We start from the raw sequence: 26657 nt of genomic DNA on the forward strand, positions 1-26657 counted from the left end.
GACGGGCCGGGGCTGCTCGCCTTCTCGGTGGGTGTGTTAGCGCACGATCCCGGTCTTGACCTTCTTCACGAAGAACCAGTGCTTGTTGCCCAGGCGCTCAAGCTCGTCCCGGGAGAGGTCCTCGGCGCCGGTCGGGACGTCGTAGGTGTCGACGCCCAGGATGGCCTCGGCGGTCCGTCCCGACTTCTTGCCGAGCTTCACCGTGATCGCGATGGTCTCGTAGTCATCGATCTCAAGGGCGTAGGGGGTCAAACACCAGAATCCGTCTTCGTAGGTGCCGCATTCCGTGCCCTTGGGCCCGTAGATCGCGGTGACCTTGGAGTGCTTGGGCAGCAGGCCGCCCATGTAGAAGGCGTCGGCCGGGTGGGGGCCCTTGTTGACGGCCTTGATCTTGTAAGTGACCTTTCCGCCGGCCTTGGCCTTCTTCGGAGCGGAGACGCTGACCGTGAAGGAGGAGAACGGTTCGGCTGCGGCCTTGACCGCCGCCGGTGCCTGCGCGGGAGCCGCCGAGGCGGGGGTGGCGAACAGCATGCCGCCGGCCAGCGGGGCGACCAGAGCAAGAGCGGCGATCTTGGAGATCGGGTGGCGCATCAAACGTCTCCCAGCTGAAGGGTTAAGGGGACGTCTGGAACGCCCCATAAAGTTCCAGCGTTTTATCACACATATAGATGTGGGGAGAAATCATATTTCGTTATGTGATTTAGGTGGAGCGCCTGGCGCGGCGCCGTACCGGGTGGAGGTGCCGGGCGGGGCAGGGCCACACCGACCGGCACGTCTCGTGCGATCCGGGGCCCGGAGTGACCTGAGACTCGAAAGGGCCGGGACTTCGCGTCGTGCGGAGGCCTGGGCTTCGTGAGGAACCCGAACCGGGAAAGGCCGGGTTTTGAAAATGCCCTAAAGGCGCCCTAAGAGGATTTTAGGGGATGAAACCGGCTTAGATTGTTTTCCGCGCGTGCCGCGTCGTCGACGTACGGGGCGTCACGATCGTCGCTGTTTTCGGCGATCGCCCCAGGGGGACGGACGGCGGCACGCGCGGAACGCGCGGTTAGCGGAGCACCCGGGTCTTCACCCGCACGTACTTGACGTCGCTGCCGATGTCGATGCCGTGGATGTCGAAGGTGCCGAGCCCGCCCGCGGGGACGTCGATCGAGGCCGAGCCGAAATCGGCGGTCGCGGTGCCCCTGGCGCTGTTCTTCAACCAGACCCTGACCTTGACGGTGGCCGTCTTTCCGGGGTTCAGGGTGTCGAGCAGGCAGCCCACCTCGCGGCCGGAGATCTCGCAGTACGACCCGGCGGGCTTGCGGATGACGCGGACCTTGGAGACCTGTGAAGGAAGGTAGCCGCCGATGTAGGCGATGTCGGTGTACCACTTGCCCACGTTCTTGGTCGTGAGCGTGTAGACGTAGGAGTCACCCGCCCAGGCCCTGCGAGGGTAGGTGACGGTCAGTTTCAGCGGCGCGAGCGGCTGGTCGGCGTGGACCGTCCCCTGCGGGGCGGTGATCTGGGGAGCCGCGGCGTTCGCGGTTCCAGGGGTGAGCAGCATGCCTCCCGCCAGGGCGATGGCGGCGAAGGCGGTCAGGTGCCGGCGCATTTCTTTACTCCAGTCGGAATTCGGTGATCCCCCGTTGGTCAATGCGATCAGCATGCGGGAGCCCACTTGGAGATTCCTTGTGACTGACTGGCCGACCGAACGGTGAGCGGTCGGACGACGCGTCGGGTGCCCGCTGCGGCCCGGTCCTCGCCTCCCTCCCCCGGGAGTCTCGGCAGCAATGCGGCAGAATCCAACGAACCCACCTCTGACCTGGGGTTACTCGGGTTCGGGAGACGCCTGGCGATCCGCGGTGCGCGGACAAGGCCGACTCCTGCCGGCCGCACCGGGTGCCGATCGAGAGGCGGCGATCCGACGCGGCCGGGTCCGGCTCACCACCGTGCCCTTCGCGCCTTGGACGAGAAGGGACTCCCTGTGCCCATCTGCGGCGCCTGGGAGTGCGCGGAGTCTGTGAAATCCGCCGGGAAATGTCGCGGTGGGATGTCGAGAACCCGAGCGCGGCTTCGTCCCCGGAGTGAACACGGCCACAATGGGCCGTACCGCACCAAGGAGAACATGATGGCCAAGTACCTGCTGCTCAAGCACTACCGGGGCGCGCCGGCACCGGTCAACGACGTGCCGATGGACCAGTGGACGCCGGAGGAGCTTTCGGCCCACGTGCAGTACATGCAGGACTTCGCCGCTCGGCTCGAGGGCACCGGCGAGTTCGTCGACGGTCAGGCGCTCTCCCCGGAGGGCACGTTCGTCCGCTACGACGGCGAGGGGCGGCCGCCGGTCACCGACGGCCCGTTCGCGGAGACCAAGGACCTGATCGCCGGCTGGATGGTGATCGACGTCGAGACCTACGAGCGGGCGCTCGAGTTGGCCGGCGAGTTGTCCGCGGCTCCGGGGGCGGGTGGGAAGCCGATCCACGAGTGGCTCGAGGTGCGCCCGTTCCTGGCCGCGCCCCCGACCATCACGGAGTGACGCACGGTGGACGAGGCCCTGCCGCGGACCCTCACCCCCATCGTGATCGGCATCCTCGTCCGTCGCGGAGCCGACTTCGCGGCGGCCGAGGATGCCGTGCAGGACGCCCTGGTCGAGGCCGTGCGCGTGTGGCCGGACGACCCGCCGCGGGACCCCAAGGGCTGGCTGGTCACCGTGGCCTGGCGTAAGTTCCTCGACGCCGCCCGTGCCGATACCTCCCGGCGGCAGCGCGAGGTACGTGTCGAGGGCGAGCCCGTGCCCGGCCCGGGCGAGGCGGTGGACGACACGCTCCAGCTGTACTTCCTGTGCGCGCACCCGTCCCTGACACCGGCTTCGGCCGTCGCGCTCACGCTGCGCGCGGTCGGCGGCCTGAGCACGCGTCAGATCGCGCAGGCCTACCTCGTGCCGGAGGCGACCATGGCCCAGCGGATCAGCAGGGCCAAGCGGGCCGTCTCGGGCGTCCGGTTCAACCAGCCCGGTGACGTCGCCACGGTGCTGCGCGTGCTCTACCTGGTCTTCAACGAGGGCTACTCCGGCGACGTCGACCTCGCCGGCGAGGCGATCCGGCTCACTCGCCGACTGGCGGCCAAGACCGACCATGAGGAGGTCGCGGGCCTGCTCGCGCTCATGCTGCTCCACCACGCACGGCGCCCGGCACGGACCGGCCCCGGCGGCAGGCTCGTGCCTCTTGCCGAGCAGGACCGCGGCCTGTGGAACACCCGCCTGATCGCCGAGGGCGTCGACGTGCTCCAGGCAGCCCTCACCCGTGACCGCCTGGGCGAGTTCCAGGCCCAGGCCGCCATCGCCGCGCTGCACGCCGACGCCCGGACGGCCGAGGAGACCGACTGGGTGCAGATCGTCGAGTGGTACGACGAACTGGTGCGCCTCACCGGCAGCCCGGTGGCCCGCCTCAACCGGGTCGTCGCGGTCGGCGAGGCCGACGGCCCGCGGGCCGGCCTGGCCGCCCTGGCGGGGCTCGACCCCGCACTGCCCCGCTACGCCGCCGTCGCGGCGTACCTGCACGAGCGTGACGGTGACCCGGTGACCGCGGCACGGCTCTACGCCGAAGCCGCCCGATCGGCGCCCAGCCTCCCCGAACGCGACCACCTCACGCGACAGGCCGCACGGCTCAACGCGCAGCTGCGCAGTTGAGCGGCGGGCGTTCACCGACCCGACAGGGGCGGTCTGCTCACCCCGCCGCCCGCCCCGGTCGACCTCGACCGGCTATCAGCCGACATCCGCATCGGCCACGCCCGTTGCTCCTCCCTCATCCAGGAACTCCAGTCCCAGCTGGACGCCCTGGAGGCGCACGGCGCGGCGGACGGACCGGACGGCCGTCCCGCTCGATGGCCGACGGCCCCGGCAACCGGATCGTCAGCGAACACACCTCCTCGGCCTTGATCGTGGTACCGGCCGCCGTACGGGCGTCCGCCCACCGGTACCGAGCCCGCCGAACGGCGGCGCCGAGCTCTCATAGGACCGGGGCTAGAGTCGTTCCGTGAGCTCCGAGAGTGAGGACCGGGACGCCGTGCTGCACGCGGTGAGCTCGGCCGTCCTCGCGGTGACCAGGCATCTGTCGGTCCGGGAGGTGCTCGGCGTCATCGTGCGGTCGGCGGGGCGGCTGCTGGACGCCCGCTACGCCGCGCTGGGCGTGCCCGACGACCAGGGGGCGTTCGCCGAGTTCGTCGCCGAGGGCATCTCCGACGAGGAGTGGGACGCGATCGGGCCCACGCCCCGCCAGCACGGCATGCTCGGCGCCCTGCTGCGCGAGGGCGTGCCGGTCAGGCTTCCCGACATCCGCAGGGACCCCCGGTTCGAATACTGGCCCCGCGCCCATCCGGTGCTCAAGGACTTCCTCGGGGTGCCGATCCTCGACGGGGACGAGGTGCTCGGCATCATCTTCCTGTCCAACAAGCGGGCCCCGGGCGGCTTCACCGAGGCCGACCAGCGGCTACTCACCATGTTCGCCGCGCACGCCGCGCTCGCCCTCACCAACGCCCGCCTGTACGAGCGGAGCCGGGAGCTCACGCTGGTGGAGGAGCGCACCCGGATGGCCAGGGAACTGCACGACGCGGTGACCCAGAAGCTGTTCTCGCTGCGCCTCACCGCGCGGGCCGCGGCGTCGCTGGTCGCCGGCGACCCGGTACGGGCGGTGCGGGAGCTCGACCAAGTGGAACGGCTGGCGGGAGAGGCGCTGGCCGAACTGCGGGCGGTGATCGTCGAGCTCCGGCCGGCCGAGCTCGACCGGCACGGCCTGGCCGAGACGCTCCGCAAGCACGTCCGCCTGCTCGACCGGCTCCACCCGGCCTCGTTCTCGTTCGAGGAGGCTCCGGTGTGCGACCTCGAACCCGAGATCGAGGCGGCCGTGCTGCGGGTGGCCCAGGAGGCGCTGCACAACGCCTCCAGGCATTCGAAGGCGCGTGCCGTCGGCGTACGGCTGGGTTGCGAGGGCGGGCGCGTGTTTCTGGAGGTGAGCGACGACGGGACGGGATTCGAGGTGACCGCCGCCGTGGGACGAGGGCTGGGCATCGCCTCGATGGGCGATCGGGCGGAGGCCGTCGGCGGCAGCGTGCGGGTGAGGTCGGAGCCCGGGGGCGGCACGCTCGTCCGGATGGAGGTGCCGGCGTGATCCGCGTCCTGATCGCCGACGACCACCCGGTCGTCCGGCAGGGGCTGCGTACCTTCCTGGACCTCCAGGAAGACCTCGACGTGGTCGGCGAGGCCGCCGACGGCGCCGAGGCGGTCACCTTGGTGGAGACCCTCGCCCCGGACGTGCTGCTGCTCGACCTGAAGATGCCGGTCCTCGACGGGCTCGGCGCGCTGCTCCTGCTGGGGGAGCGGGGACTGTCGCCGCGGGCGCTCGTGCTGACCTCGGTCAGTGACCGGGAGGACGTGGCCCCGGCGATGCGGGCGGGCGCGGCGGGCTTCCTGTACAAGGACGTCGAACCGGCAGCGCTCGTGCACGCGATCCGGGCGGTGCACGGCGGCCAGGTGCTGCTCGCTCCGGAGGCCGCGGAGGCGATGCTCTCCCTCTCCGGATCCGTTCCGGCCACGCCGGAGGGCAGGCGGGTGGCACCGTTGACCGAACGGGAGCGCGAGGTGCTCGCGCTGATCGCGTCGGGCCGTTCCAACAGGGAGATCGCCAGACAGCTCACCGTGGCGGAGAAGACCGTGAAGACCCACGTCTCCAACGTGCTGATGAAGCTGGGCGTGCAGGACAGGACCCAGGCCGCCCTCTACGCGGTGCGGAACGGCCTGGCCTGACCGGCGTGCGAGGTCAGGTGTCCTTCTTCTCCTCACGCCGTCCCGGCGGCGGGGGCGGTGGCGGGGGAGGCGGCGGCGGTGGCGGGGTGTAACTCCCGCCCCCACTGCGCTTGGGTTTGGGCGGTGTGGGATGGACGATCTTGGTTTTCACCGTCTTGAGGTAGTACCAGTGGGGGAAGTTCAGTCGCCTCCACTCGTTGCGGCTGAGGTCCGCGCCTCCGGTCGGGACGTTCCAGGTGTCGGCGCCGAGCTTGGCGACCGCGGTGCCCCTGGTCCGCTTGTTGAGCTTGACCCAGATGCGCACCGTCTCCGACTCGCCCTTGCCGATGATCCAGGGCGTCACACACCAGAAGCCGTCGGTGTAGAAGTCGCAGTCGGTGCCTTTCGGGCCCTTGTAGTAGACGGTGCTGTTGATGCCTTTTGGTAGGAGGGTCCCGCCTACGTAGAAGTAGTCGGCCTTCTGCGGTCCCCGATTGGTGATTTTGATCGTATACATGAACTCTTGGCCGCTTCTGACCCGCTTTGGGGCCTTCACTGAGACCTTGAAAGCGGACCAGGGCCTGTCCAGACTCGCCGCTGACGGGGCCACGGCCGAGACGTCCGTCCGGGGCGCCGACAGGGCCTCGGAGGAAGCCGGGGACTGTGTGTTCGCGGCGGCGGCCGAGGCGTTGGGGACGATCGCGAGCGGAGTGATGAGGCTGAGACCTAGGAGCGTGCCGAAGCTTCGGCGCATGGGCGTCTCCGCACGAGCTAGGGGTGACCGTAGTCACCATTTGTTTCGAAGATTATGACTTAAGAAGGACGCGCCGGAAGCGTGAATGATCTACCTGAAAATTAGTTATTTGCGTATCTTTGGTGACTCGGGGATGGCGGTGGTTCACAGGCTGGACAACGGGGAGGCTCAGGTGCCGGATACGAGCCCGCTGCGCAGGGAGGACCCGGAGTCACTGGGCGACTACCGGCTGCTCGGCCGCCTCGGCGAGGGGGCGCAGGGGGTGGTCTACGCGGGCCGGGGGTCCGACGGGGCGATGGTGGCGATCAAGCTGCTCCACCCCAGGCTGAGCGACACCGGCATGGACGGCGCCCGGTTCCTCCGTGAGGTCTCCGCCGCCCGCCGGGTGGCGCCGTTCTGCACCGCCCAGGTGCTGGGCGCCCACATGGACGGTGACCGCCCCTACATCGTGAGCGAGCTGGTGGAGGGGATCTCCCTGCAGCGGGTCGTGCAGGCCGAGGGGCCCCGCGGCGGCAACGTGCTCCACCGGCTCGCGGTCGGCACCGTGACCGCGCTGGCCGCCATCCACCGGGCGGGCATCGTGCACCGCGATTTCAAGCCCAGCAACGTGCTGCTCGGTCCCGACGGACCCCGCGTGATCGACTTCGGCATCGCCAGGGCCCTCGACTCGGCGATGACCGTGACGAGCGGAGTGGTCGGCACCCCCGCCTACATGTCGCCGGAACAGGTCTCCGGGCACCGGGTCGAGCCCTCCTCCGACATGTTCAGCTGGGCGTTGACGATGGTGTTCGCCGCGACCGGGCGGCCCGCGTTCGGCCAGGACAGCGTGCCAGCGGTCATCTACAGGGTGATGAACGAGGCCCCAGACCTGTCCGAGCTTCCCGACACCCTGCGGCCGATCGTCACCTCGTGCCTCAGCAAGCAGGCCGGGGAACGGCCCAACGCCTCCGAGGTGCTGTTCGCGCTTCTGGACACCCAGTCGGAGGAGGCAGCCGCTCCCGAGCCTCCGCTCGCCGCTCCGCCCCTGCCACCGCCCACCGCCCCGCCCGCGCCTTCGCCCGCCGTTCCGCCCGTGCCCCCGCCTGCCGCCTCGACCGTGCCCCCGCCGCCCGCTCCCGAGACGTTGTGGGTGCGCCCGTCAGGGGCGGACCCGGGGGAGCCCGGTGCGATCCCCGGCCACGCTTCGGGCGGCAGGGCGGGCACCTCCCCGGCTGCTCCTGTGCCCGCGGCCGTCCCCTTCACCTCCCCAGCGGGACCCGCGCACTACCCGGGCAACCTGACGCCCGTCGGCCGGCAGGCCGCGCCTCCGCAGGGGGCGTACCCCCCGCCACCGCCGCGGCACCCGGACCTCTTCGGTGACCCGGTACCCGGCGCGCCCGGCGAGCACGGGACGCGGCGCAGACGGGCCGCCCTCGTCACCGGGGTGCTCGTGGGAGCCCTGGCCCTGGCCACCGCCGTGCTGGTGGCGGTGCCGAGCATGCGGAACGACACCACGGCGAGCTCCCCGGCTCCCAATGACGGTACGTCGTCGTCCTCGATTCCCTCCACGCGGCCCCCCACGGCCGCCTCGCAGGCCACCACGCAGGCCCCGACACCTGTCGCGCAGGCCCTGCCCCCGGCCCCCACGGCGAGCCTCACGACGGCGCCGACCTCCGAGCCGTCCGAGCCGCTCGCCATGCCGCCCACCGCGGTGCTCTTCGACGGTCAGGACGGTAAGGCGCTCAAGGGGCACAGCAGGGCCGTACAGTCCCTCGCCAAAGTCGAGATCAAGGGCAGGCCCACGGTGGTCTCGGGCAGCCAGGACGGTTCGCTCGGGATCTGGGACCCTGACGAGCACAAGAGGCTCCACCGGCTCCGCGGCCACCGGGGCGAGGTCTACGCGGTCGCCACCGTCACCTTCGGCGGCACGCCGTACGCGGTGACCGGCGGCTACGACCACTCCGTCCGCCTGTGGAACCTGAAGACCCGCAAGAGCAGGATTCTCGGCCACCACCCCATCGCGGTCTTCTCCGCCGCGGCGGGCATCGTGAACGGTTCACCGGTCGCCGTCACCGGGGACGGCGACGGCACGCTCTACTTCTGGAACCTGAAGAGCCGCAGGTTGCTCAGAGTCGTCTCCGCGCACCGCGACGACGTCAACTGGCTCGCCTTCGGCAAGATCGGAAAGCGCTCCGTCGTCGTGTCCGCCAGCGCCGACAAGACGCTGAAGATCTGGGACCTCGTCACCAGGAAGCGGTACGGCAAGGTCTACCGGGGGCACAGCGGGCGGGTCTTCTCGGTGGCCTTCGGCAAGCTGGGCGACCGCACCGTGGTCGCCTCGGGCGGCAAGGACAAGAAGATCAGGATCTGGGACCCGAAGACCTCCAAGACCATCGGCAAGCCGCTCAAAGGTCACGGAGGCAACGTCTACTCCCTGGCGTTCGGCACGGTGGACGGGCGCACCGTGCTGGTGTCGGGCAGCACGGACGGGACCGTCCGGCTCTGGGACCCGGCCGAGGGCAAACCCCTTGGCAAGGCGATCAAGGCACACAAGGGCGGGGTCTACTCGGTCACCGTCATGACCATCGGCGACCGTATGGTGGCCGTCTCGGCGGGCAAGGACCGCACCGTCAAGCTCTGGAAGCTGACCTCCGGCCGGTGACCCGCCCCGCGACAGGCTCTCGGACCGGGCCCTCAGACCAGCTCGGTGATGGCGTGGTGGGCGACCACGCGGGCCCGGCGCACCGCGCGGTCGAGCTCACGCAGGGCCTCGGCGCGCACGGCGAGCTGGCCCGAGGTGAGCCCCCGCTCGTCGGCGATGCGGAGCACCGCGGCGAGACGGGCGGCCAGGGCGGCGACCCGATGGGCGCGGGCGGGGTAGCCGGGGGCCAGGCCGTCATCGGTGATGTTCAGCTGCCGATGGCCCTGGGCCGGCCCCTCCACGCCGAGCAGGGCGTCGGTGGCCACGCGCATCGCGCGGGTCAGCTCGTGCTCCGCGTCGGCGAGAGAGGGCAGGTCGGGTGCCGTGGCTCGGGCCTCCAGCACGCTCCAGCGAACCCCGGCGTACGATGACCCGCGGTGGTCCTTTACCGGGACCAGGCCAAGGCATCTGTCACCGAGCACGGCTGTCGCCGCCTGTCCGGCCTCGATGGCCGCGGAGTTGAAGGGGGGCGGTCCGGTGAGCCCGAGCGGGTCGCCCGGGACGGGCAGGGCCAGTCGCAGCGACTTCATACCCCCGATCCGCAGGTCGGCGAGGAACCCGCGGAGGGGAAGGTCGCCGCTTTCCGCGGCGACGACTTGGGGGCCGGCCTGTCGTTCCACGCGGTCGGCGGCCTCGTCGAGGCCGACCTGTCCGGCGAGCCAGGCGTTGCCCCAGCAGACCAGGGTGGCCGAGATCGGTGAATCAGGGTGCACCGATCCACGATATGCGCTCACCCTGCAATAGGTTTTGTTCCAGCGATTCACAAGGAGGCGTAAGGGATGGGCGGTCAGGTGCTTCGGCTACAGGACGTCACCGTCCGCAGGGACGGGGCGGCCCTGCTGCGGGAGATCGACTGGACCGTTCACGAGGACGAACGGTGGGTCGTCATCGGTCCCAACGGCGCGGGGAAGACGACGTTGCTGCAGGTGGTCGGGGCGATGCTGTTCCCCACCGAGGGCATCGTGGAGATTCTGGGCGAGCGGCTCGGCCAGAGCGACGTCTTCGAACTGCGGCCCCGCATCGGGCTCGCGAGCGCCTCACTGGCGGAGAAGGTGCCGCCGGAGGAGAAGGTCATCGACCTGGTGCTCACGGCCTCGTACGCCATCCTCGGCCGCTGGACGGAGGAGTACGACTCCCACGACGTCACGCGCGCCGTCGAGCTGATCGACCAGTTCGGATGCGCCCACCTGATCCGGCGCCGGTTCAACACGTTGTCCGAGGGAGAGCGTAAGCGGGTCCAGATCGCCCGCGCGCTCATGCCGAACCCGGAGCTGCTGCTGCTGGACGAGCCCGCCGCCGGCCTGGACCTGGGCGGGCGCGAGGACCTGGTCCGTCGCCTGGCGACGCTCGCGCACGATCCGAAGGCGCCGACCATGGTGCTGGTCACCCACCACGTGGAGGAGGTGCCCAGCGGGTTCACCCACGCGCTGTTGCTCCGGCACGGCTCCGTGGTGGCCCAGGGGCCGATCGAGCAGGTGATGACGGCGGAGAACCTGTCGCACACCTTCAGCGTCCCGCTCAGCCTGGATCAGGGGCGGGACGGCCGGTGGTACGCGCGGGCGCACCAACTCTGAGCTCATTACGGTTGTCCAAAAACCGGTAAAGCATACCCCTGCTGTGAGACGGCGGCCGGGCTCCTCCTAGCATCCGGTAAGTGCCGTGCACCTCGTCATGGGCGCGAGCCTCACCAGCAAAGGGGAGTTCATGACACCATGGGAGGCGGCCGCGATCTTCGTGGCCGGTATCGGAGCCGGAGGCATCAACGCCGTTGTCGGCTCCGGATCTCTGATCACGTTTCCGACCATGGTCGCGCTGGGGATGCCGCCGGTCGTCGCCAACGTCTGCAACAGCGTCGGCCTGGTCCCGGGCTCGCTGACCGGCGCGCTCGGCTACCGGGCGGAGTTGAAGGGGCAGCGCCAGCGGCTGATCCGGCTGGGAATTCCGACGATCATCAGCGCGGTGATCGGCGGGGTGCTCCTGCTCTATCTCCCCGCGGAGACGTTCAACGTCGTGGTGCCCGTCCTGATCGGTGTGGCGTGCGTGCTGGTGATCGCCCAGCCGAGACTCAACAGGTGGTTGAGCGCCCGGCGGGAGCACGCCCAGCCGCACGGCGGCCCCTGGCTCTGGATCGGTGTCTTCGCCTGCGGCATCTACGGCGGCTACTTCGGCGCCGCGCAGGGCGTGCTGCTCATCGGGCTGCTCGGCAGCTTCCTCGACGACGGCCTGCAGCGGATCAACGCGGCCAAGAACGTGCTCTCGCTGCTGATCAACATGTCCGCCGCGGCGCTGTTCATCCTGATCGCGGAGATCGACTGGCTGGCGGTGCTGATGGTGGCGCTGGGCGCCGCGATCGGCGGTTTCCTCGGTGCGAAGATCGGCAGGAAGTTGCCCGCTCCGGTATTGCGCTGGTTCATCGTCTGCATCGGTGTGGTGGCGATAGTCAAACTGGTGTACGGGTGAACCTGCCTACTAGTGGGTACCAATTAGGTATGAAAGGTGACAAGGTCGAGGTTGTCATCGACGCAGGAGACAGTTCCCGTACCTACGAGGTCAGCGCCACCAGAGCGGGACGCCGCGTTGAGGTGGCCAACGCACGCGGCGGCGTCGTCGAGGTGAGCGAGGTCACCCGGAGCGGAACGGCCGTGCGCACCGCCCGGTTCATGTCCAGCCGGATCCTCGCCCTGGTGGAACACCCCGCCGACGGCAAGTCCGCATAGCCCCGAACGGGCCCGAACAGCTCAGGACCGGTGGCGGGGCGGTTCGTCATGCCTGGGCGGGACGGACCTGGAGCACGCCGTCGCGGCGGACCCGGGTCTCGAAGGACGGCTGGGGGGCTGTGGCCGGGCCGTGTACGACGGCACCGTCGGAGAGTCTGAAGGTGCTTCCGTGCCACGGGCAGACCACGCAGGTGGTGCCCTCCTCCGAGATCAGACGCCCCTGGTGGAGTGGCCCGGCCAGGTGGGCGCACTGGTCGGCGAGGACCGTGACGGTGCCCCCGACACGGAGTACGAACAGGTCGATGTAGCCGAGCCGTCGCGTCACCGGACGTCCGTCCGGCAGATCGCCGATCTCGCATAGGTCGTGCCAGCCCAGCGGGACCAGGTGGGCGACGGACTCGGCGTGGTTGGACCCGGCCGCCTGCCGGTAGGCGAGGTAGCCGCCGAGGTAGCCGCCCACGCTCGCGGCACCCAGCCCGACGAACGACAGCAGCCGCCCGGTCCGGTCGCGCCCGCTCAACCGGAACGCCAGCGATCCGGCGTAGAGCCCTAGGGAGGTCAGGTTGGCGATCGCGTGCACGAACCCCACCCGCTGCTGCTCGCGGTGGAGCGCGGACCAGTCGACGACGCCCGCGGCCACCGCCGGGGTGGCGGTGGCGAGTCCACTCGCGACCAGCAGTTGCGACGCGCGTGGATCCGAGCGGGTCACGTCGAGCACCGCGGTCGCCGCCCAGAGGCCCAGGCTGAGGTTGGCGAGCGGTGGATGAAGTGGTTTGCCGAGCGGTACCCCGTGCAGCAGGTCACGGAGCAGGCCTGGGCCGATCCGTCGGCGTACCGCCTTGGCGAGTATGCGGATCGGCCGATCGGCCCTGGGGGACCGCTCGATCCGCTCGGTGAATTCGACCCCGGGCACCAGGCGCTTAAAAGTTCGGCGCCCTGTTTTGACGGTTTCCTTCACTATCGCCCCCTTCTCGACCCATAGGGACCTACCCGGGAACGGTGTTATGCACGCGCCAAATGTCCTCGGCTGACGGAGAGAGCGATGATCTCGGTGGCGTAGGCGCCCAGCGTCGCCGACCCCTCCTCGATGATTTTCACCTTCTCCAGCACCTGTTCCGCGGTCACCTTGTAGAGCGACCAGGTGCCGCCCTCGTTGTGGTGGTTGGCCATGATGGGCGCGATCCGGTCGAGGGCCTTGGCGAACTTGGCCTCGGGAGTCCTGCGCTCCTCGAACTCGTCCCAGAGGTCGCGCAACCGCGCGGCCTGGTCATCTGGGAGCAGCCCGAAGATCCGGTCGGCGGCCTTGCGCTCGATGCCCAACTGGGCCTCGACGGCGGAGGCGTCGTAGATGAAGGTGTCTCCCGCGTCGATCTCGACGATGTCGTGGACGAGCAGCATCGCGACGACCCTGTCGAGGTCGGTGCCCGGTGGTGCGTGTTCGGCCAAGACCATCGCCAGCATGCCCACGTACCAGGAATGCTCGGCGTCGTTCTCCCGCCGCGACCCGTCCATGAGGGTGTTGCGGCGGACGATGCGTCTGAGCTTGTCGATCTCCATGGCGAAGGTGAGCTGAGCGTGTAGACGGTCCTGTGCTAAAGGGGTGGTCACGCGCGCAAGCCTAATGCGCGTCGATCCCCCTTTTCCGAGCGATCATGGGATCATGCCCGGCCGAGTGTGACGGGGACCCCGTTGAACACGGCGTTTCCCGAGGGTACGTCCACGATGGAATCGTCTGTCAGCGCGTTCGCATTGACCCCCGCGTGCTCGGCGGCCACCAGTTGCGAGGTGCCCGCGTGTCCCCATCCGTGGGGCAGGCTCACCACTCCCGGCATGATCGTGTCGGTCGGCTCCAGCGGTACGACCAGCTCGCCGGCCGCCGAGCGCACCACCGCGTGCTCGCCCAGCCCGAGCCTGCTCACGTCGTCCGGGTTGATCTGCAGGGTGCACCGGTTGGTCCCGCCGACCAGCGGGCCCACGTTGTGCAGCCAGCTGTTGTTGGAGCGCAGGTGGCGCCGGCCGATCAGCACGATCTCCGCGGGTGGCACGGTCAGCCGCCCGCGCAGCCGCGCGACGTCCTCGACCAGCCGCGGCGGAGCCAGCTCCACCCGCCCTGAGGCGGTGCGGACGATCTCCGTCAGCCGAGGTTCCAGAGCGCCCAGGTCGATGCCGTGCGGGTTCGCCAGGAGCGTGGCCAGGGAGAGCCCGTAGGGGCCGAGCCTGAGCATGGCGTCCAGCCGCATCTCGGCTCCGCTGCCGCCGTCCAGCGAGGCACGCAACTCGGCCGGGTCCCCGCCCTCCATCGGTGAGCCGGGCGTCTCGGCCGCCTTGCGGAGCATCTGGTCGAGGATCAGCTCGTCGAGCAGGGCCGGGTCGGCGTCCGCCCCCTGCCCAGAGGCGATCATCGTCAGCCGTGCCATGATCTCGGCCTCGGAGGGACGTCCCGGCTCCAGCGGCAGGACCGGCGGGGAGAACCTCGCGTAGTTGCGGACCGCGACGAACAGCAGCGACAGGTCGTAGTGCGGCGACTGCATCACCCGGGGCGGCGGCAGGATGACGTTCGCGTGCCTGGTGGTCTCGTTCAGGTACGGGTCCACGCAGACCATGAACTCCAGGTCACGGAAGGCCGCGTCCAGCCGTGGACCGCCCGGCGCCGACAGCACCGGGTTGCCGGCCACCATGACCAGCCCTCTGACCTGCCCCTCGCCCGGTGTCTCGATCTCGTCCGCGAGGGTGGCCACCGGGAGCTCACCGTTCGCCTCCGGCAGCCCGCGGACGCGGCTGTGCCAGCGTCCCGTGGTGTACGGCCTGCTCCTGCGGCCGTTCTCCACCGCGGTTTTCGCGAACATGACCCCGCCGGGGCGGTCGAAGTTGCCGGTCAGGATGTTGACGACGTCGACCAGCCACTGCGTGACGGTGCCGAACTCGACGGTGCAGGTGCCGATCCGGGCGTAGACGGCGGCGGTCGGGGCCGCGGCCAGCTCGCGCGCCAGCCGTACGATCTCCGCGGCGGGCACCCCGCAGATCGGGGCCACGGTCTCCGGGGCGAAGTCCTCCGCCAGCCGGCCGACCTCGTCCAGCCCGTTGACCTCGACGCCCACCGAGGTCAGATCCTCGGCGAAGAGGGTGTGCACGATGCCGAACAGCAGGTAGGCGTCGGTGCCCGGCCGCACGAACAGGTGCTCGTCGGCGAGAGCGGCGGTGCGGGTGCGGCGCGGGTCGACGACCACGAGCCTGCCTCCGCGTCCGCGCAGCGCCCTGAGGCGGCCGGGGAAGTCAGGGGCGGTGCAGAGCGAGCCGTTGGACTCCAGCGGGTTGGCGCCGAGCATCAGCAGGTAGTCGGTGCGATCCAGGTCGGGCACCGCGATGGCCAGCGGGTCGCCGAGCATCAGGCCGCAGGAGACGTGCTTGGGCATCTGGTCCGCGGTGCTCGCGGAGAAGACGTTGCGGGTGCCGAGAGCGCGGATCAGGGGTGTGCCGTACAGGGCGCCCGCCATGGAGTGGGCGTTCGGGTTGCCGACGTAGACGGCCAGAGACCGGCGGCCGTGTGCGTCGATCACGCCCTTCAGGCCCTCCTCGACCGTGCGGAACGCCTCGTCCCAGGACGCCTCGCGCCACACCTCGCCCGTCCGGATCATCGGGACGCCCAGCCGGTCCGGGTCCTCGTCGAGGCGGCCCAGGCTTGCCCCCTTGGGGCAGATGAACCCCTTGGAAAACGGGTCGTCCGGGTCGCCCTTGACCGAGGTGACATGCCCGGTGTCGTCGAGGGTGAGCCGGAGGCCGCAGACGGCCTCGCAGAGGGGGCAGGTCCGGTGCGCTGTTCTCATCGGCACTCCTGAGTCCGGTAAGTGAACTCATCATGGCCGTAGGCCGGGGCGAGGGGAAGCCCCCGAGGGCGAACTCGGGGGCTTCCATGCCGCCAGGAGGACGGGGCGGCCAGTGGAACCCAGGCGGCCCGCTGTGTCCCGCGGCCGGATGGGAGGTTCGCGCGGCCTGCTTCCCGTGGACCGGAGGTTCACGCGGCCCGTTGCCGTTGGTCGGCGGGCTCGTGCGGCCCGGGGAGCAGGGCGGCGGCGGAGCGGATGCCGGACTCCTCCCGCACGGTCCGGTGGGCCCGTGGGCCGACCCAGTCCGTCCACCCGTACCACCGGTCGATTCCCACCGGGGGGCCGGTGAACTCGTCCCTGCGGACGATCTCGACGGCCAGCAGGTGCGCCCACCTGCGGTGCCGAAGGACCACGGTGTCGCGGGCATAGCACGCCGACGCGATCTCGGCCGAGAACGCCTCGAAGTCCTCAGCACAGATCCCGGCCCTGGCGAGGATCAGCGCCTTCTCCCCGGCGGCGGAAGGAGTGATCCACAGCACCAGCGGAAGCCGTCCCGAGCGGGTGTGTATCCCGGTCTCCACGCACGTCCTCTGCAGGCGGTGCCGGGAGATCAGACACCACGCGTGCGCCCTCACCCACCTGCGCCCGGAGCGGGAGGCGGCGGGAACGCCGGAGGTGCAGGCCAGAAGGGCAGAGGGCCACCAGTGGCCCTGTTTGAAGGAGAGGGCCGCCACGGCCAGGACGGTCGAGACGGCGGCGAGCAGGACGATCTCCGTCCGCCAGCGCCACAGCCGGACGAGGAGGCCCGTCCTGCCGGGTGGCCGGCCGTCGGGGCGACCGTAGCGGTTGTTGCGGAGGTTACGCCGCGACATCGCCGCCCGCCCTCTTGCCGGGTACGGGCGCCAGGGCGAGAGCGGAGGCGGTGGTCCGCTCGGCCTTGAGGAGGTCGAACCGGGGCTCGCGGTAGTGCCTGCTCACGAAACCGGTCCTGGTCACGGTCCAGCCGAGCCGGTGGGCCCACTCGTCCTGGTCCATGCAGAGTTCTCGGTCGATGATGTAGATCAGATCGAGGATGAGGGTCTTGATTCCGCAGAGTCCCTTGGTACGGTGGAAGGACATAGGAGACTCCCTTCGTGGTTTCAACGTGGAGTTCTTGTGCCAACCGGGTCGGTGGCCGCCGACCCGGTGCTTTTTTGCGCCCGATCGGGCGCCCCCTGGTGCGTGCGACTCTGGGCCGTCGCCGGCCGATTTCCTCCGCTCCCCCTGCTGGCCTCCCCGGTTCAACTCCGTCGTGCTGGAGACGGCGCCGTTGCCGATCAGGTGCGCGCACGTTTCGCCCCGCGCGCGATTCGCGGAGGTCCTCGAAGACATCCCCCGGATGATCACCGGTGGATTCCCCGATCTTCCGAGAACCTTCCTGTTCTGATAGTCGCTCAGTAGAGATTTCCCTGCAAGACTTGCCGTAAGGAAAAAAGCAATAAACTTCTCCGAATACACTGCAAACGACAGTGTAATTTGCACTACCATTCGTCTGGTTCCTGTCGAGGCCATGACGTCCACCCGCCCGTCATGGCGAGGAGGTCGTGATGCCGGAACGTGGTAGTCCAGCGCTCCGCCGGCGTCGGCTGGGCATGGAGCTTCGCCGGCTCCGCGAAGGACTGAACATGACCGGTGACGAGGTGTCCGACCGTCTCGGGTGGTCGACCGCCAAGGTCAGCCGCATCGAGACCGCCAAGACGCTGGCCAAGGAGGAGGACGTCGAGGCGCTCTGCGGGCTCTACCGGGTCGACGAGCACCTCCGGGAGGCTCTGGTCGCGCTGCGACACGACGCCGCCCGGAAGGGGTGGTGGGAGAGGTATCGGAGTTCCGTCCCCGATGACTACATCACGCTCATCGGGATGGAGGCGGAGGCCACCATGACGCGAAACTGGGAACCCCAGGTCGTGCCCGGCCTTCTCCAGACGAAGGAATACGCCCGGGAGGTCCTCGCGGCGGGTCAACACGCCAGCCAGCTACCGTCGAGCTGGTTTCAGGATCGCGCGGAGATCCGGATGATGCGCCAGCACACCCTGCTGCACGCGCCGCGACCGCTGACGCACATAAGCGTCTTCCACGAGTCCGTGCTGAAGAACCAGTACGGCGACGCCCAGGTCATGCGAGACCAACTGCTGCATCTGATCGAGATCTCCCGGTTACCGCACGTGGAGATACGGATCCTGCCCCAGGACGTTCCGCCGCCGGTGTCCACGGGCACCTTCGTGCACCTGACGTTCTCCGACTTCCCCGATGTCGTCTATCTGGAGTCCCTGTTCGGTGGACGGTTCATAGAGGACGCGGAAATGGTCTACGGGTACGAACGGGCCTTCGGCCATCTGGCGGAGCGGGCTCTGGACGAGGCGGCGTCGCAGGAACTGATAAGAAACACAACGGAGTACTGGGAAAGATAGCGGCAGGCCGCTATGCACATATTGGAAGACAAATGAACGAGAAACATATCAGCGCCGCTGAGTGGAAGAAAAGCTCGCTCAGTTCCGTGAACGGGAACTGTGTCGAGGTGGCGGCGCTGGACGGGGGCCACATGGGGGTCCGGGACAGCAAGGAACGGTCAGGGCCGGTCCTGGTCTTCACCCGCGAGGAGTGGGGAGTCTTCGTCGGCGCGATCAAGAAAGACGGATTACATCTCTGAGAGATGAGAACGGCCCGCCGGCCGATGGCCGCGGGCCGTTTCCCCGGGCACCTCTCACCGCCTCGTGCGGGCCGAGAACTGCCGGGCCGCGAAGCCGTACATCCGGTTCGAGGTTCACGGGCCCGTCGCCGACCGCTGGATGGAGGCGGTGTGCCGGGCGATCAACGATCTTGGTGGAATACCCGCCCCGCGGCCCGAGGCGCCTCAGGCGGGCGACGCCGACGGGGATGCCCATGTGGGTGCAGATGGTGGGGGGAACCATGGGCTCCACCGTCGCCGGTTTCCCGGTATGGGGCCTGGCGCGATAAACCCGCTGGTTAGCGGACTATTCCATGTAAGAGTCTTGCCTTTCCTTGGCTTCCCGATGAAATTCTGGCATTGGTGCTGTTGGGTGAGAGGACGGGCATGGAATCAGGTGATGCGTTGATCTGGAAGAAGAGCAGCCACAGTTCCCTCAATGGTAACTGTGTGGAGGTGGCAAGGCTCTCCGGACGCGAAGTGGGCGTGCGCGACAGCAAGGACCGGGAAGGACCGGTGCTCGTTTTCGGCCATGCCGGATGGGCCGCGTTCGTCGGTGGGGTGAAGGGTGGGGAGTTCGACTTCTGAACGGTTCCGCACCTCGGACGGGGGCTTGCCCAACGGTGGTCAGGCCCCTTTCGCGTCCCGGGGGCGGTCTCTCCGGGAAACCGGGGGAGAAGCCGCATGGCCCGCACCTGTCGAAGGTACGAGCCGTACGAGGAGAGGATGTGACTGTTCGGCGGTGACCCCCGGGCCCTGGCCGAGGCCCTTGTGGATGTTCGTCCAGTACTCCACGACGCGCTTCTTCGTCTCGGCGGTGACCTTCGGGGCGGAGGCGTGGCCGACGACGTTGCTCACCAGGTGGGCGCGGCCGGTGGAAGAAGGTCGACGGGTTGTCGCCGACGATGTGGTAGTCGCCCTCTTCGGTGTAGAACCTCAGCGCGAAGCCGCGCGGGTCACGCCGGGTGTCGGGGCTGCCGAGCGCACCGGCCCTGGTCCTCCATGGACGACACGGTACGGTCTAAAGCTGAATTATTCGAATAAGTGTTTTACTCAACTTTTGAGGAATCGAATCTCGTAGGGCGAGTTGTGCCACACATCGCGGGTGAGATGGCATCCTCGGATACCGATGGACACGTACAGCACCGCCCGACGTCTTGCCCTGGCCGCCACGATCACCGCCTCAGCCGTTCTCCTCGCGGCCTGTTCCACGGCCGAGTCGGTCACCCCCGGCGCACTCGCCGACGTCGAGGAGAAGCCGACCCCCCAGGCGGAGCCCACGCCTACCCCCGAGCGCAAGCCGTACACCATCTCCTTTGGTGGCGACGTGCACTTCGAGGGCGTGCTGCGAACCCGTCTGAACGCCGATCCGAAGACCGCGCTCGGCCCGATCGCCAAGGTGCTCAGCCGCTCCGACCTGGCGATGGTCAACCTGGAGACCGCGATCACCACCGGTGGCACCCCCGCCCCGGGCAAGCAGTACACCTTCCGCGCTCCGGCGGCCGCGCTGACCGCGCTGAAGGCGTCAGGGGTGGACGTGGCGTCCCTGGCGAACAACCACGGCATGGACTACATGCAGAGCGGGTTGACCGACTCCCTCGCCGCCATAAAACGCGCCAAATTCCCCGTTGTGGGCGTGGGCAGGAACGAGGCCGAGGCCTACCGGCCGTGGCGGACCACCGTGAACGGCAACCGCGTCGCCATCATCGGCGCCACCCAGGTGCTGGACGCGGAGTTCGTCGGGGCGTGGACCGCCTCCGGTGACAAGGCCGGCCTCGCCTCGGCCAAGAACGAGGCGCGGTTGATCCAGGAGGTGCGCAGGGCCCGCAAGAACTCCGACACCGTGATCGTCCACCTGCACTGGGGCACCGAACTGCAGAAGTGCCCCAACGAGGCGCAGCGCGGCCTGGCGCCCAAGCTGGTCGCGGCCGGGGCGGATGTCATCGTGGGCGGCCACGCGCACATCCTGCTCGGCGGCGGCTACCTGAAGAACAGCTACGTCAACTACGGCATGGGTAACTTCGTCTTCTACAACTGGGGCCCGGAGACCGGCAGGACCGGCGTGCTCACCCTGACGATCAACGGCCGCAGGGTGCTCAAGGACCAGTGGACCCCGGCCAGCATCCAGGGCGGGGTGCCGATCCCGATCACCGGGCTCGGGCGGCAGCAGGCCATCGCGAACTGGAAGGCGCTGCGCGACTGCACCGGACTGGCCGCCAGACCCGGTCAGTCCGGCTGACCGAGCCGGACCGGCCCCGTCCTCCCCGTGCCGCGTCGCCGTTTTAGCCGTGGGGAGCGCTTCAATGACGAATAAGCACTGACCTGACGGCGTCAGGCGGGCAAGATGGTGGGGTGTCCATCGTGCCCGCCGAGGAGCCCTGCGAAGTCCCACTGCGGCGTCAGCCCAGCCAGCGACGGAGCGCACGGCGCGTGGAGCGAATGCTCGACGCGTGCGCCGACCTGCTGGACGAGATCGGCTACGACGCGCTTTCCACCACACGGATCGCCGAGCGCGCGGGGGTCGCGATCGGCTCGGTCTACCAGTTCTTTCCCGACAAACGGGCCATCGCCCAGGCGGTGACCCGGCGTCACATCGAGGGGTTCGTCTCCCGGATCGGGAGACGCTTCCTGTCGGAGGACTACGCGGGCTGGTGGGACGCGGTCGACGCGATCATCGATGAGTACGTGGAGATGCACAGGACCGTGCCGGGTTTCCGGTCCCTGCACTTCGGCGACGTGGTGGACCTCAACCTGCTCGACGCCGGTTCTGAGAACAACACGGTGATCGCCGGACGGCTGCGTGGCCTCCTCCTGCAGGAGTACGGCCTGGCCGACAGCGAGGAGTTCGACCTGGCCATCCTGGTCGCGGTGGAGGCCGGAGACGCGGTGCTCAAGCTGGCGTTCCGCCGTGATCCGAACGGCGACCCGCAGCTCGTGGCCGAGGCCAAGCGCCTGATCCGTGGCTACCTGAACCGTCAGTTCGCCCGGGTCTCGGGCTGAGAGAGCTGGGGGAGAAGGTTCTCTTCGAGAGACTCGCCGGTGCCCTCACGCGGGTTCCCGCCGCCGGTCGAGTCCGGCGTGGCGAACACGGGCCCCGCGTCGGTGAGCCGTTCCCGATACTGCCGGACCTGGCCCCGGCGTTCGAGCTGGGACCACCGCTCCTGCGCGAAGGTCCCGCCGGCCGCCTCGGCTGCCCCGGCCGTCCCGGTCTCGACGCGCCTCTGTGCCGTCGGTCTCGGCGCTTCCAGCAGTCTCTGCGCTTCCGGCCCCTGCGGGTTCTGCCAGGCCGTTCCCGGTCTCTGGGGGCTCTGCCGCTGCGCATCCTGCCGTTGCACGCGCGGCGGTCTCTCGCGCGGCCACTCCGCGCCCGGCTCGATCGGCACCGTTACGACCGTGCCGGGTCCGGGCGGCAGCGTCCCCGACTCGACGCGGGAGCTCCGGACGGGCTCGGAGGGGGTGACCGGTTGGAGACGTCGCGCCCGATGGACCCGCTCCATCCTCTTGATCCGGGCGGCGAGCTTCTCATGACGGAGCCTGCTCTCCAGGGTGAGCAGCTCCTGGTGGGCCTGACCGATCGCCTCCATCTTGACCGACAGATATCCGGCGGACCCCGGAACGATCACGGAGAAGGCCAGGAGAAGCATCAGGGTGAAGGCCGTCTGCCTGGACATGCCCATCGCAGCTCCTCCCAATGATGTGCTCCCCTAGCAGGAGTCATCGCTCATATGCCCGTTTTACTGGAGAAACACGCGCACCGTAGTCGTTCGTTTACTCAAGGTCATATGGCCAATACCTGCCGTTGGCCGTACGCGGTCGAGCGTCGCTCGGTACTCTCGCGATGTGGCGCATGTGACACGTGAGCAACTTGATCGATTGCTTGAGCAGGCACTTCTGGCCGACGATCACGAAGCCCTGGCTCGGCGACTCGAAGCCCTGGTCGAGGCGTACGCGTCCGGCGACATGTCGCGGGCGGCGATCCTCGTGCTCGCCGCCGAGGAGTGGCGGCAGGCCGGACAGCCCGCTCGGGCCCTTGACTGCTTCCAGCGGGCGGTGGACGACGGTGGCGAGGTGAGCGTCGATCCCCGGGCCGGGATCGCCGACACTCTTTTCGAGCTCGAACAGCCGGACGAGGCGAGAGAGGTGATCGCGGCGATTCACGCGGTCGGCGAGGTCACCGCGGCCACCGCTCTCACGGTCGCTGAGACGCTCGTCGCCTACGGAGACCTCGGGGAGGCCCATCGGTGGGCCACCGAGGGGGCGCACCGGGCGGTGGAGGGCGGTGGTGAGCACATCGCCCTGCTCAGAACCCGCTACCGGATCCGCGTCGACCTCGGGCTCCCCGAAGACGAACTCGACGCCCTCCTCGACGCTTCGTGCTGACGGCGGCCTGCCCCGAAACCGGGAAAGGGCCGTGCCCGTTGGGGCACGACCCTTCCTCCATGGTGGTTCGCGATCCGGTGGTTACCCCACATTGAGGCCCGGGATCGTCCTCTCCAGCGCGGGGAGGACGGAAAGCTCCGCGCCGCCCTCCGTGGTGGCGGCCTCGCCCGCGGAGGTGTCCGGCACCGTGGGAGTCTCCGGCGCCGTGGGGGCCTCCGGGCGTGCGACGGCCGGAGGCTCCACCGCCGGCGTTTCGGCCGACGGCAGGTCCTCGGTGACGGCGTCCGCCTGGGCCGGCTGGGGCAGCGGCGCCGTGTCGTCGTCCGGCGTGACCTCCGCTTCGGCGGGTCGCTCGGGCGCCGGGGGCACCGGGGCCCGCAGCCAGCTGATGCCGTCGCTGGGAGCGCCCGGCGCGCCCGGCAGGCCGGGCAGGTCCGGCGCGTCGGCCACGATGCTCACCCAGGAGTTCGTCCACTCGTGACCGGGAAGGCTCGACAGCCCGAAGGGCAACGCGTGGAAGCCGGTGCCCGCGGCGACGCCTCCGGCATCGGCGAAGCTGACCAGTGCTGAGGCCTGGGAGAGATCCGGCAGTTCGGTGACGTGCGCGAGCCGGTCCGCGGTCACCGGCATCTCGCCGGTGCCGGCGGTCACCGACGCCCCGGCGCCGTCCGTCGCGACCGGCGTCTCGCCGATGTTCGCGGTCACCGATGCCCCGGAACCGTCTGCGATCGCCGGCGTCCCGGCGTCGCCGGTGGTCGTCGTCCCGTCGGCTGCCGCGGTGCCTCCGACGTCGCCGGCCTCCTCGCAGGCGGCCGCCATGGCCCCGGGCGCCTGCGCTGCCCCTGCCGTCTCGCGCTCCTGGCAGGGCGCGACCTCCGCCGAGGCCGGAGAGACCATGGTCCAGCCGGCGCCGGCGGTGAGCAGCGCCACCGCGAGGATTCCCCTGATGTTCCGTGATGAGTGCGACATGCACATCCCCCTGTTGCGTTCGGTAATCCGATGACTGCCGAACGTAACAGGGGGGTCTTGCCCAGGGGCGTGCTTAACCCAATGGTGGTCGAGCCATTACCGGGCCCCATCCGGTGATGGTCAAGCCCTTACCGGACCGATGTTCAGGGAGTCGCTCGCCTCGTCGAGGTCGACCAGCACCTCGTCGCCGTCCTGGACCTCGCCGGAGAGCACCTCCTTGGCCAGCTTGTCGCCGATCGCGGACTGGACGAGGCGGCGGAGCGGGCGCGCGCCGTACAGCGGGTCGTAGCCCGTCAGCGCCAGCCAGTCGCGTGCCGCCGGGGTCACCGTCAGCGTGAGCCGCCGGTCCGCCAGGCGCCTGGCCAGGTGGGTCACCTGCAGGTCCACGATCCGGGAGAGCTCCTCGGTGCCGAGTGCGTCGAACTGGATCACGTCGTCGAGCCGGTTGAGGAACTCGGGCTTGAACGAGCTCCTGACCGCGGCCATCACGGCGGTCCGCTGATCCTCCTTCGCCATGCTCGGGTCCACGAGGAACTGCGAGCCGATGTTGGAGGTGAGGATCAGGATCACGTTGCGGAAGTCGACGGTCCGGCCCTGTCCGTCGGTGAGCCGCCCGTCGTCGAGCACCTGGAGCAGGATGTCGAAGACCTCGGGGTGGGCCTTCTCGACCTCGTCCAGCAGCACCACGGTGTACGGCCTGCGCCGCACGGCCTCGGTGAGCTGGCCGCCCTCCTCGTAGCCCACGTAACCGGGTGGGGCGCCCACCAGCCGCGAGACGCTGTGCTTCTCGCCGTACTCGCTCATGTCGATGCGGACCATCGCCCGCTCGTCGTCGAACAGGAAGTCCGCCAGCGCCTTGGCCAGCTCCGTCTTGCCGACGCCCGTCGGGCCGAGGAACAGGAAACTGCCGGTCGGCCGGTCCGGGTCGGAGATGCCGGCCCGCGCTCGCCGTACGGCGTCGGAGACCGCTTCGACCGCCTGCCGCTGGCCGATCAGCCGCCTGCCGAGTTCCTCCTCCATGCGGAGCAGCTTGCTGGTCTCGCCTTCGAGCAGCCGGCCTGCGGGGATGCCGGTCCACGAGGAGATGACCTGGGCGATGTCGTCGGCGCCGACCTCCTCCTTGACCATCGGGTTCTCGGGCTGGGCGGCCTTGCTGGCCTCGGCGAGCTTGGCCTCCAGGCTGGGCACCTCGGCGTACATCAGCCGCGAGGCGGCCTCGAAGTCGCCGTCGCGCTGCGCGCGCTCGGCGGCGCTCCGCACCTCGTCGATCTGCTTCTTCAGGTCACCGACCCGGTTGAGCCCGGCCTTCTCCTGCTCCCACCGGCCGACCAGGGCGTTGAGCTCCTCCTGGCGGTCGGCGAGTTCCCCGCGGAGCCGCTCCAGCCTCTGCAGGCTGCTCTCGTCGGTCTCCTTGGCGAGCGCCAGCTCCTCCATCTTCATCCGGTCCACGTTCCGCTGGAGCTGGTCGATCTCGACGGGACGGGAGTCGATCTCCATGCGGAGCCGGGAGGCGGCCTCGTCGACAAGGTCGATCGCCTTGTCGGGCAGGAAGCGGGAGGTGATGTAGCGGTCGGAGAGGGCGGCGGCGGCCACGAGTGCGCCGTCGGCGATCTGGACCTGGTGGTGTGCCTCGTAGCGCCCCTTGAGGCCGCGCAGGATGGCGATCGTGTCCTCGACGGTGGGCTCGCCCACGTAGACCTGCTGGAACCGCCGCTCCAGCGCGGGGTCCTTCTCGATGCGCTCGCGGTACTCGTCCAGCGTGGTGGCGCCGATCATCCTCAGCTCGCCGCGGGCCAGCATGGGCTTGAGCATGTTGCCCGCGTCCATCGCGCCCTCGCCGGCGCCCGCGCCGACCATGGTGTGCAGCTCGTCGATGAAGGTGACGACCTGGCCGTCACTCTCCTTGATCTCCCCGAGCACCGCCTTGAGACGTTCCTCGAACTCGCCGCGGTACTTGGCGCCGGCGACCATCGCGCCCAGGTCGAGCGCGATCAGGCGCTTGTCGCGCAGGCTGGAGGGCACGTCACCCGCGACGATCCGCTGGGCCAGCCCCTCCACCACGGCGGTCTTTCCGACGCCGGGCTCGCCGATGAGCACCGGGTTGTTCTTGGTACGGCGGCTGAGCACCTGGACGACGCGCCGGATCTCCGAGTCGCGGCCGATCACCGGATCGAGCTTGCCCGCCCGGGCCCGCTCGGTCAGGTCGATCCCGTACTTCTCCAGCGCCTGGTAGGTGTCCTCGGGCGTCTCGCTGGTCACCCTGGCGTGCCCGCGTACCTTCTCGAAGGCGTCGAGCAGCGCGTTCGGGCTCGCGCCGCGCGATTTGAGCAGTTCGGCGATGGGGCCGCCGTCCGTGGCGAGACCGACCAGCAGGTGTTCGGTCGAGACGTAGTCGTCCTCAAGGCCGCGGGCCCGCTGGGCCGCCGTGTTCATCACGGTGAGAAGCTGCCGGGAGCTCGACGGGGCGCTGACCGTGGCGCCCTGCGCCTTCGGCAGGGCCGCGAGCTGCTTCTCGGCCTCGATCCGCAACTGCTTCCAGTCGGCGCCCACCGCTTCGAGCAGGGGCACCGCGGTGCCACCGGTCTGGGCGAGCAGTGAGGTGAACAGATGGGCCGGGGCGACCTCGGGGTTACCCTCCGCGGCTGCCCGCCGGATGGCGGAGGAGACCGCCGCCTGACTCTTCTGGGTGAGCTTGTAGTCCATTGACTTCCCTCGTAGTTCAGGGCCGCTCGTATCGCGGCCCTCCCCTCAGCCCGGTCACCGGCGCGTTCTCACGGCATGACGCCGGCGCCGGCGTCGGCGTGTCGCGGTGAGGACGCCCCTGTCCGGTGATCTCCCCGTGAGATTTTCAGGCGGGAGGCAGCTGGTACT

Annotated in this window: 26 protein-coding genes; 14 read left to right on the forward strand and 12 right to left on the reverse strand. The window is 69.6% G+C overall.

Annotated features, from left to right (window positions below):
* Positions 1-36: 36 nt before the first annotated feature.
* Together ABT130_RS25045 and ABT130_RS25050 are read right to left on the reverse strand one after the other, a co-directional pair.
* The gene (locus ABT130_RS25045; protein ID WP_350959096.1) at positions 37-591 is read right to left on the reverse strand and encodes a hypothetical protein; all 555 of its coding nucleotides are present in this window, start codon (positions 589-591) and stop codon (positions 37-39) included.
* Positions 592-1045: 454 nt separating this feature from the next.
* Entirely contained in the window at positions 1046-1591 is a 546-nt protein-coding gene (locus ABT130_RS25050; protein WP_350959099.1) for a hypothetical protein, read from the reverse strand.
* Positions 1592-2107: 516 nt separating this feature from the next.
* Between ABT130_RS25050 and ABT130_RS25055 the strand changes: the two genes are divergently transcribed.
* The 4 genes from ABT130_RS25055 to ABT130_RS25070 all read left to right on the forward strand — a co-directional run bounded on the left by ABT130_RS25055 (position 2108) and on the right by ABT130_RS25070 (position 5779).
* Complete coding sequence (locus ABT130_RS25055; protein ID WP_350959181.1) at positions 2108-2515, forward strand: YciI family protein; 408 nt, start codon at positions 2108-2110, stop codon at positions 2513-2515.
* A gap of 6 nt (positions 2516-2521) precedes the next feature.
* Entirely contained in the window at positions 2522-3667 is a 1146-nt protein-coding gene (locus ABT130_RS25060; RefSeq protein ID WP_350959102.1) for an RNA polymerase sigma factor, read from the forward strand.
* Positions 3668-4013: 346 nt separating this feature from the next.
* On the forward strand, positions 4014-5144 hold the full coding sequence (locus tag ABT130_RS25065; protein ID WP_350918662.1) for a GAF domain-containing sensor histidine kinase: 1131 nt from the start codon (positions 4014-4016) through the stop codon (positions 5142-5144).
* Positions 5141-5779 carry a response regulator gene (locus tag ABT130_RS25070; protein ID WP_350959105.1) on the forward strand — a complete coding sequence of 213 codons (639 nt, stop codon included), beginning with the start codon at positions 5141-5143 and terminating at the stop codon, positions 5777-5779. Before ABT130_RS25065 ends, ABT130_RS25070 begins: the two co-directional genes overlap by 4 nt.
* 13 nt (positions 5780-5792) lie before the next feature.
* Here the strand turns inward: ABT130_RS25070 and ABT130_RS25075 are convergent, their stop codons facing one another.
* A complete protein-coding gene (locus tag ABT130_RS25075; protein WP_350959108.1) occupies positions 5793-6512 on the reverse strand; it encodes a hypothetical protein in 720 nt (239 codons plus the stop codon).
* A 172-nt stretch (positions 6513-6684) separates the two neighbouring features.
* On the opposite strand from ABT130_RS25075, the gene ABT130_RS25080 reads away from it, so the two are divergent.
* On the forward strand, positions 6685-9153 hold the full coding sequence (locus ABT130_RS25080; RefSeq protein WP_350959110.1) for a protein kinase domain-containing protein: 2469 nt from the start codon (positions 6685-6687) through the stop codon (positions 9151-9153).
* 32 nt (positions 9154-9185) lie between these two features.
* Here ABT130_RS25080 and ABT130_RS25085 read toward each other — a convergent pair whose 3' ends face one another.
* Positions 9186-9905 carry an Rv1486c family protein gene (locus tag ABT130_RS25085; RefSeq protein WP_350959113.1) on the reverse strand — a complete coding sequence of 240 codons (720 nt, stop codon included), beginning with the start codon at positions 9903-9905 and terminating at the stop codon, positions 9186-9188.
* 66 nt (positions 9906-9971) lie between these two features.
* Here ABT130_RS25085 and ABT130_RS25090 point away from each other — a divergent pair, with 66 nt between their 5' ends.
* From ABT130_RS25090 to ABT130_RS25100, 3 genes are all read left to right on the forward strand, one after another.
* Positions 9972-10766, forward strand: a complete 795-nt coding sequence (locus ABT130_RS25090; RefSeq protein ID WP_350918647.1) for an ABC transporter ATP-binding protein — start codon at positions 9972-9974, stop codon at positions 10764-10766.
* A 130-nt stretch (positions 10767-10896) separates the two neighbouring features.
* On the forward strand, positions 10897-11652 hold the full coding sequence (locus ABT130_RS25095; protein ID WP_350959116.1) for a sulfite exporter TauE/SafE family protein: 756 nt from the start codon (positions 10897-10899) through the stop codon (positions 11650-11652).
* 29 nt (positions 11653-11681) lie between these two features.
* Positions 11682-11909, forward strand: a complete 228-nt coding sequence (locus tag ABT130_RS25100; RefSeq protein WP_030916880.1) for a DUF8836 family protein — start codon at positions 11682-11684, stop codon at positions 11907-11909.
* Positions 11910-11955: 46 nt separating this feature from the next.
* Here the strand turns inward: ABT130_RS25100 and ABT130_RS25105 are convergent, their stop codons facing one another.
* The 5 genes from ABT130_RS25105 to ABT130_RS25125 all read right to left on the reverse strand — a co-directional run bounded on the left by ABT130_RS25105 (position 11956) and on the right by ABT130_RS25125 (position 16852).
* Positions 11956-12822 carry a Rieske 2Fe-2S domain-containing protein gene (locus tag ABT130_RS25105; protein ID WP_350959119.1) on the reverse strand — a complete coding sequence of 289 codons (867 nt, stop codon included), beginning with the start codon at positions 12820-12822 and terminating at the stop codon, positions 11956-11958.
* Between the two features lie 89 nt (positions 12823-12911).
* The gene (locus ABT130_RS25110; RefSeq protein ID WP_245651701.1) at positions 12912-13466 is read right to left on the reverse strand and encodes an HD domain-containing protein; all 555 of its coding nucleotides are present in this window, start codon (positions 13464-13466) and stop codon (positions 12912-12914) included.
* 101 nt (positions 13467-13567) lie between these two features.
* On the reverse strand, positions 13568-15733 hold the full coding sequence (locus ABT130_RS25115) for a molybdopterin-dependent oxidoreductase (RefSeq protein WP_350918637.1): 2166 nt from the start codon (positions 15731-15733) through the stop codon (positions 13568-13570).
* A 188-nt stretch (positions 15734-15921) separates the two neighbouring features.
* The gene (locus ABT130_RS25120; protein ID WP_350918635.1) at positions 15922-16605 is read right to left on the reverse strand and encodes a hypothetical protein; all 684 of its coding nucleotides are present in this window, start codon (positions 16603-16605) and stop codon (positions 15922-15924) included.
* Positions 16592-16852, reverse strand: a complete 261-nt coding sequence (locus ABT130_RS25125) for a hypothetical protein (protein WP_350918632.1) — start codon at positions 16850-16852, stop codon at positions 16592-16594. Before ABT130_RS25125 ends, ABT130_RS25120 begins: the two co-directional genes overlap by 14 nt.
* Before the next feature lie 467 nt (positions 16853-17319).
* Here ABT130_RS25125 and ABT130_RS25130 point away from each other — a divergent pair, with 467 nt between their 5' ends.
* The 5 genes from ABT130_RS25130 to ABT130_RS25155 all read left to right on the forward strand — a co-directional run bounded on the left by ABT130_RS25130 (position 17320) and on the right by ABT130_RS25155 (position 21437).
* The gene (locus ABT130_RS25130; RefSeq protein ID WP_350959122.1) at positions 17320-18180 is read left to right on the forward strand and encodes a helix-turn-helix domain-containing protein; all 861 of its coding nucleotides are present in this window, start codon (positions 17320-17322) and stop codon (positions 18178-18180) included.
* 32 nt (positions 18181-18212) lie between these two features.
* On the forward strand, positions 18213-18419 hold the full coding sequence (locus ABT130_RS25135) for a DUF397 domain-containing protein (protein ID WP_350918626.1): 207 nt from the start codon (positions 18213-18215) through the stop codon (positions 18417-18419).
* Positions 18420-18800: 381 nt separating this feature from the next.
* Positions 18801-19025 (forward strand): DUF397 domain-containing protein, encoded by a 225-nt coding sequence (locus ABT130_RS25140; protein WP_350918623.1) that lies wholly within the window; start codon positions 18801-18803, stop codon positions 19023-19025.
* Positions 19026-19566: 541 nt separating this feature from the next.
* Positions 19567-20676 carry a CapA family protein gene (locus ABT130_RS25150; RefSeq protein ID WP_350959125.1) on the forward strand — a complete coding sequence of 370 codons (1110 nt, stop codon included), beginning with the start codon at positions 19567-19569 and terminating at the stop codon, positions 20674-20676.
* A gap of 200 nt (positions 20677-20876) precedes the next feature.
* The gene (locus tag ABT130_RS25155; protein ID WP_350918693.1) at positions 20877-21437 is read left to right on the forward strand and encodes a TetR family transcriptional regulator; all 561 of its coding nucleotides are present in this window, start codon (positions 20877-20879) and stop codon (positions 21435-21437) included.
* Here ABT130_RS25155 and ABT130_RS25160 read toward each other — a convergent pair.
* Positions 21413-22108, reverse strand: a complete 696-nt coding sequence (locus ABT130_RS25160) for a hypothetical protein (protein ID WP_350959128.1) — start codon at positions 22106-22108, stop codon at positions 21413-21415. The two genes, ABT130_RS25155 and ABT130_RS25160, sit on opposite strands and share 25 nt — an antisense overlap.
* Before the next feature lie 169 nt (positions 22109-22277).
* Here ABT130_RS25160 and ABT130_RS25165 point away from each other — a divergent pair, with 169 nt between their 5' ends.
* Complete coding sequence (locus ABT130_RS25165) at positions 22278-22817, forward strand: tetratricopeptide repeat protein (protein WP_350918614.1); 540 nt, start codon at positions 22278-22280, stop codon at positions 22815-22817.
* A gap of 81 nt (positions 22818-22898) precedes the next feature.
* Here ABT130_RS25165 and ABT130_RS25170 read toward each other — a convergent pair whose 3' ends face one another.
* Together ABT130_RS25170 and clpB are read right to left on the reverse strand one after the other, a co-directional pair.
* Positions 22899-23786 (reverse strand): hypothetical protein, encoded by an 888-nt coding sequence (locus ABT130_RS25170; RefSeq protein WP_350959131.1) that lies wholly within the window; start codon positions 23784-23786, stop codon positions 22899-22901.
* Positions 23787-23906: 120 nt separating this feature from the next.
* The gene (gene clpB / locus ABT130_RS25175; protein ID WP_350959134.1) at positions 23907-26489 is read right to left on the reverse strand and encodes an ATP-dependent chaperone ClpB; all 2583 of its coding nucleotides are present in this window, start codon (positions 26487-26489) and stop codon (positions 23907-23909) included.
* Positions 26490-26657: the final 168 nt, after the last annotated feature.

This window comes from Streptosporangium sp. NPDC001681 (assembly GCF_040298085.1).
In the GTDB taxonomy this organism is placed as follows: Bacteria; Actinomycetota; Actinomycetes; order Streptosporangiales; family Streptosporangiaceae; genus Streptosporangium.

Excerpts from the sequence above, each read along its gene's own strand:
- ABT130_RS25115 (WP_350918637.1), bottom strand. The coding sequence starts at position 15,733 with ATGAGAACAGCGCACCGGACCTGCCCCCTCTGCGAGGCCGTCTGCGGC.
- ABT130_RS25100 (WP_030916880.1), top strand. The coding sequence starts at position 11,682 with ATGAAAGGTGACAAGGTCGAGGTTGTCATCGACGCAGGAGACAGTTCC.
- ABT130_RS25045 (WP_350959096.1), bottom strand. The coding sequence starts at position 591 with ATGCGCCACCCGATCTCCAAGATCGCCGCTCTTGCTCTGGTCGCCCCG.
- ABT130_RS25170 (WP_350959131.1), bottom strand. The coding sequence starts at position 23,786 with ATGTCGCACTCATCACGGAACATCAGGGGAATCCTCGCGGTGGCGCTG.
- ABT130_RS25075 (WP_350959108.1), bottom strand. The coding sequence starts at position 6,512 with ATGCGCCGAAGCTTCGGCACGCTCCTAGGTCTCAGCCTCATCACTCCG.
- ABT130_RS25050 (WP_350959099.1), bottom strand. The coding sequence starts at position 1,591 with ATGCGCCGGCACCTGACCGCCTTCGCCGCCATCGCCCTGGCGGGAGGC.
- ABT130_RS25120 (WP_350918635.1), bottom strand. The coding sequence starts at position 16,605 with ATGTCGCGGCGTAACCTCCGCAACAACCGCTACGGTCGCCCCGACGGC.
- ABT130_RS25095 (WP_350959116.1), top strand. The coding sequence starts at position 10,897 with ATGACACCATGGGAGGCGGCCGCGATCTTCGTGGCCGGTATCGGAGCC.
- ABT130_RS25130 (WP_350959122.1), top strand. The coding sequence starts at position 17,320 with ATGCCGGAACGTGGTAGTCCAGCGCTCCGCCGGCGTCGGCTGGGCATG.
- ABT130_RS25160 (WP_350959128.1), bottom strand. The coding sequence starts at position 22,108 with ATGTCCAGGCAGACGGCCTTCACCCTGATGCTTCTCCTGGCCTTCTCC.
- ABT130_RS25155 (WP_350918693.1), top strand. The coding sequence starts at position 20,877 with ATGCTCGACGCGTGCGCCGACCTGCTGGACGAGATCGGCTACGACGCG.
- ABT130_RS25135 (WP_350918626.1), top strand. The coding sequence starts at position 18,213 with ATGAACGAGAAACATATCAGCGCCGCTGAGTGGAAGAAAAGCTCGCTC.
- ABT130_RS25150 (WP_350959125.1), top strand. The coding sequence starts at position 19,567 with ATGGACACGTACAGCACCGCCCGACGTCTTGCCCTGGCCGCCACGATC.
- ABT130_RS25110 (WP_245651701.1), bottom strand. The coding sequence starts at position 13,466 with ATGGAGATCGACAAGCTCAGACGCATCGTCCGCCGCAACACCCTCATG.
- clpB (WP_350959134.1), bottom strand. The coding sequence starts at position 26,489 with ATGGACTACAAGCTCACCCAGAAGAGTCAGGCGGCGGTCTCCTCCGCC.
- ABT130_RS25055 (WP_350959181.1), top strand. The coding sequence starts at position 2,108 with ATGGCCAAGTACCTGCTGCTCAAGCACTACCGGGGCGCGCCGGCACCG.
- ABT130_RS25090 (WP_350918647.1), top strand. The coding sequence starts at position 9,972 with ATGGGCGGTCAGGTGCTTCGGCTACAGGACGTCACCGTCCGCAGGGAC.
- ABT130_RS25125 (WP_350918632.1), bottom strand. The coding sequence starts at position 16,852 with ATGTCCTTCCACCGTACCAAGGGACTCTGCGGAATCAAGACCCTCATC.